At 65.3% G+C, this 4377-nt stretch carries 4 protein-coding genes; 3 read left to right on the top strand and 1 reads right to left on the bottom strand.

Translation table 11 applies throughout. The features are described 5' to 3' along the window. The 3 genes from AC1DMG_RS20280 to AC1DMG_RS20270 form a co-directional block, all read left to right on the top strand. A partial coding sequence (locus AC1DMG_RS20280; RefSeq protein ID WP_477180987.1) for a penicillin-binding transpeptidase domain-containing protein occupies window positions 1–1251 on the top strand: 1251 nt, incomplete at its 5' end. 88 nt (window positions 1252–1339) lie between these two features. Further along, window positions 1340–2629: an NAD(P)/FAD-dependent oxidoreductase gene (locus AC1DMG_RS20275; protein ID WP_441604152.1), complete on the top strand. Its 1290-nt coding sequence runs from the start codon at window positions 1340–1342 to the stop codon at window positions 2627–2629. Further along, window positions 2626–2976, top strand: a complete 351-nt coding sequence (locus AC1DMG_RS20270; RefSeq protein ID WP_441604165.1) for a tRNA-binding protein — start codon at window positions 2626–2628, stop codon at window positions 2974–2976. The genes AC1DMG_RS20275 and AC1DMG_RS20270 overlap by 4 nt, the downstream gene beginning before the upstream one ends. On the opposite strand, the gene AC1DMG_RS20265 is transcribed toward AC1DMG_RS20270, so the two are convergent. Further along, window positions 2977–4251: an MFS transporter gene (locus tag AC1DMG_RS20265; RefSeq protein WP_477175924.1), complete on the bottom strand. Its 1275-nt coding sequence runs from the start codon at window positions 4249–4251 to the stop codon at window positions 2977–2979. Between the last annotated feature and the right edge of the window lie 126 nt (window positions 4252–4377).

Below are 4377 nucleotides of genomic sequence, written 5' to 3'. Positions count from 1 at the left end.
GGCGTGCTCCATCCACAGACGGTTTTGCGGGATGTGCCGACCGCGTTCGGCCCGTACGCGCCGGAGAATTTCGACGGGCACTTCCTCGGGCCGGTGACCGCCACCGAGGCCCTGGTGCGCAGTCGCAATATTCCGGCTGTGTGGGTGGCGTCGCAGCTCCAGCAGCCGAGCTTCTACCAGTTCCTGCGCGATGCCGGCATCAGTCGCATGGCGAGCGAAAAGCATTACGGACTCGCCCTGGTGCTCGGCGGCGGCGAAGTGACCATGCAGGAGCTGGCCGGCCTCTACGTGATGCTCGCCAATCGTGGCGAACTGCGCCCGCTGCGCTTGCTTGCGACCAACCCGCCCAGCAATGGCACGCGCCTGCTCAGCGAAGAGGCCAGCTTCATGGCGATGGACATGCTGCGGCAGAATCCGCGGCCGGACGAGACCACCGGTGCGCAGCCGGATCGTCTGCCGGTGTATTGGAAGACCGGCACGTCATGGGGCTTTCGCGATGCATGGACGGCTGGCAGTTTCGGGCCGTACGTGCTGGTGGTCTGGGTCGGCAACTTTGATGGCAGCAGCAATCCCGCCTTTGTCGGCGTCGACGCGGCGGCGCCGTTGTTCTTCCAGATGGAAGACGCCTTGCGCGCCGCGCAGCCGCAGATGAGCGAACCCCTGCGACATATGCCGGCGCAACTTCGGCGCGTGGAGATCTGCCTGGCGAGCGGCGATCTGCCCAACCAGTGGTGTCCGCAACGCGGCATGACGTGGTTCATCCCCGGCAAATCGCCAATCCGGGTAAGCCAGGTGCACCGCCCGGTGGTGATCGACGATGACACCGGCAAGCCGGCCTGTCCGCCGTATGCAGGCAAGCGGACGCACGTGGAGGTCTACGAATTCTGGCCGTCCGAACTGCAGCGCGTGTTCGTGCTGGCCGGTATCCCGCGCCGCACGCCACCGCGTAACGACAGCTGCGTACAGAGCGGCGTGGACGGCGAGCCTCCGTCGATCACCTCGCCTMTGCGCGGCAGCATCTACGCGCTGCGCCTGAAGTCGAACGGCCAGGATCGCATCGCCTTCAGCGCCAATGCGGACGCTTCGGTGCGCGAGATGTACTGGTTCGTCAACGATGCCTACGTGGGACGCAGCGCGCCGGGCGAGTCGATGTTCTGGCAGCCGGCCAGCGCAGGCAACTACGAGGTGCGCGTGGTCGATGACCGAGGGCGCAGCGACCTCAGGCCCTTGGGCGTGAACGTGGTCGACTGAGGCGTCGTGATCATCGGCATGGCCCAATGGCATGCCGGGGCTGCGCTATGCTTGATGGCCCGATCCGAGACAGCCACACGTCCATCGCATGACTTCGTCACCGGCCGCTTCTTACTACCTCGCCACGGCGACGCCATACGCGCCGTACGCTCCGTTGCAAGGCAAGACCGATGCGCGCGTGGCGATCATCGGCGGCGGTTTTGCCGGCCTGCACACGGCCCTCGGCCTGGCCGAACGCGGCGTCCGCGATGTGGTGTTGCTGGAGCGTGAGCGCGTCGGCTTCGGTGCCTCCGGGCGCAACGGTGGTTTCGTCTTTGGCGGCTACTCGCTGGGCGAGCAGGCGCTGCTCGACCAGCGCGGACAAGAGGCGGCACAGGCCCTGTTCCGACTCACGACCGAGGCGGTGACGCGTATTCGCCAGCGCGTCGCACAGCACGATATTCCCTGCGACCTGGTAGACGAAGGCATCATCTGGGCCAACTGGTTCCGCGATCCCGCCGTGCTGCGCCAACGACAGGAACTGCTCGCACGCCACTACGGCGTGAGCTGGGAATGGCTGCCGCAGCACGAGTTGCGCGGGCGCGTGCATACCACGCGTTACTACGACGGCCTGTACGAACGCGATGCGCTGCATCTGCATCCACTCAACTTTGCCATCGGACTTGCTGGCGCAGCGGCGGCGCAGGGCGTACGTGTTCACGAGAATACCGATGTATGGCAACTGCGGCGGGAGGGCACGCGCTGGCGGATCGAAACCGCGCAGGGTTCGGTCCACGCCGATCAGGTCGTGCTTGCGTGCGGCGGTTATCTGGCCGGGCTGCGCCGTCAGGTCGATCGCGCCATCCTGCCCATCGCCACTTATGTGATGGTGACGGAACCGCTGGGCGACCGGATGGCTGATTGCCTGGAGACGCGGGCGGCTGTCTACGATTCGCGCTTTGCCTTTGACTACTACCGTCCGCTACCGGATAGCCGCCTGCTGTGGGGCGGCCGCATTTCGGTGCGCGATCGCTCGCCGCGTGCGGTGCAGGCATTGCTGATGCGCGACTTGCTGCGTGTGTTTCCGCAACTGAAAGGCGTGGGCGTCGATTACGCGTGGTCCGGCCTGATGAGCTACGCGCGCCACCAGATGCCGCAGATCGGCAGCAGCGGCGACGGTTTATGGTGGGCGCAGGCGTTCGGTGGGCACGGCCTGGCACCGACGTGTGCGGCAGGCGACCTGCTGGCTTCGGCGCTGGCCGAGGGCGATGACCGCTGGAAGCAGTTTGCTCCCTATGGCTTGGCGCCCACGTATCGACCGTTCGGCTACATTGGCGCGCAGAGCAGTTATTGGTGGCAGCAGAGCAAGGACTGGTTCAAGACGAGGTTGGAAGGATGAGCGGCATAAACACAGTCAACGAAATCAGTTGGGCCGATTTCGAAAAAGTGTTGATCGTCGCCGGCACCGTGACGCGCGTCGAGCCCTTTCCCGAAGCGCGCAAGCCGGCGTGGAAAGTGTGGGCGGATTTTGGCCCCTATGGTGAGAAGAAGACCAGCGCGCAGGTCGTGAATCTCTATCGCGCCGAAGATCTGCTCGGACGCCAGATTGTCGGCGTGATCAACTTCCCTGAGAAGCAGATCGGGCCTTTTCGCTCGCAGTTTCTGCTCACCGGATTCCACACCGATGAAGGCGTGGTGCTCACGGCGATCGACCGACCCGTTCCCAACGGCACCCGGCTTGCCTGATTACGCGGGCTGCAACGCGGGTTGCAGCGGCGAGCGACGCCGTATCATCAAGGCCAGTCCCGCCGCGATCAGGCCGGTCACGCCTGCCACCACGAAGGGCTGCAGGTAGTCGCCGTTCTGCGTGCGCAGCGCACCTGCAAAGAACGCGGCGCTTGCGGCACCGATCTGATGACCGGCGGCCACCCAGCCAAACACCACGGGCGCATCGCGATCGCCAAACGCTTCAGAAGCAAGGCGCAACGTTGGCGGCACCGTGGCGATCCAGTCCAGGCCGTAGAACATGCCGAACAGCGACAGACTGGTCAGCGAGAAATCGGAATAGGGCAGCCAGATAAGCGATAGCCCGCGCAGGCCGTAATAGACGAACAGCAGCTTGCGAGGATCGCAGCGATCGGTCAGCCACCCCGACAGCGTGGTGCCGACCAGGTCGAACGCACCCATCATCGCCAGCAGACTCGCGGCGCGCACTTCGGGAATGCCATGGTCGCCGCACATCGCGATGAAGTGCGTGCCGATCAGGCCGTTGGTGGTGAAGCCACAGATGAAGAACGTGGCGAACAGGAACCAGAACGTGCGCTGCCTGGATGCCGTCGCCAAGGTTCCCAGCGCGATGGCGAGCAGGTTGCGACGCGGTGCGGTGTCCACCTCATCTTCAGTCGCGCCATAGGGGCGCAGGCCGATATCCGACGGGCGCTCCGGCAGCAGCCACCAGGCGAGCGGGATCAGCAGGGCGCAGCCCGCAGCGACAGTCCACACCACCGGCCGCCAGCCACCATGTTCGGCAATCGCTGCAAGCGCCGGCAGGAAGGCGAGGGTGCCGGTAGCCGTGCTGGCGGTGAGCAAGCCCATCATCAAACCGCGATGGGTGACGAACCAGCGATTCACCACGGTGGCGCCCAACACGATGGCCACGCAACCCGATCCAATGCCGGAGAACAGTCCCCAGCTCAGCATCAGGTGCCAGGGCTGCGTCATCCAGGCGCTGGCGGAGATTGACAGCGTCATCAGGACCAGGGCCGCGATCAAGGTCCGGCGCACGCCTACGGCCTGCATAAGCGCTGCTGCGAAGGGACCAACCATGCCGTACAGGAAGATGCCCAGGGCGGCCGAGAGGGAAATTGTGTCCCGGCTCCAGCCAAAGGCCTTGCCCAGGGGAAGGATCAGCACGCCCGGCGCAGCGCGGACGCCGGCGGCGGCGAGCAGGGCGAGAAAGATCACACCGGCAACGACGAAGGCGTACTTCTGGCCGAAGGGACGGGTGCGCTGTATAGTCATGTTACCGACCGGTACGTGGAATGGGCGAATCGTACGTACCGATCGGTAACATTGTCAACCCTGATCAGCCATGCCGACCAAACGCAGCCAGACCCCGCCGACCGAACCCACCTCCGACGCCAAACC

Source organism: Dyella sp. 01N36 (genome assembly GCF_056399745.1).
Note: the sequence above shows the minus strand (reverse complement) of the source record. Positions and strands in the feature narration are given on the sequence as shown.

Bases quoted from the DNA above. Each gene is read 5' to 3' on its own strand.
- AC1DMG_RS20275 (WP_441604152.1), top strand. From the start codon at position 1,340: ATGACTTCGTCACCGGCCGCTTCTTACTACCTCGCCACGGCGACGCCA.
- AC1DMG_RS20270 (WP_441604165.1), top strand. From the start codon at position 2,626: ATGAGCGGCATAAACACAGTCAACGAAATCAGTTGGGCCGATTTCGAA.
- AC1DMG_RS20265 (WP_477175924.1), bottom strand. From the start codon at position 4,251: ATGACTATACAGCGCACCCGTCCCTTCGGCCAGAAGTACGCCTTCGTC.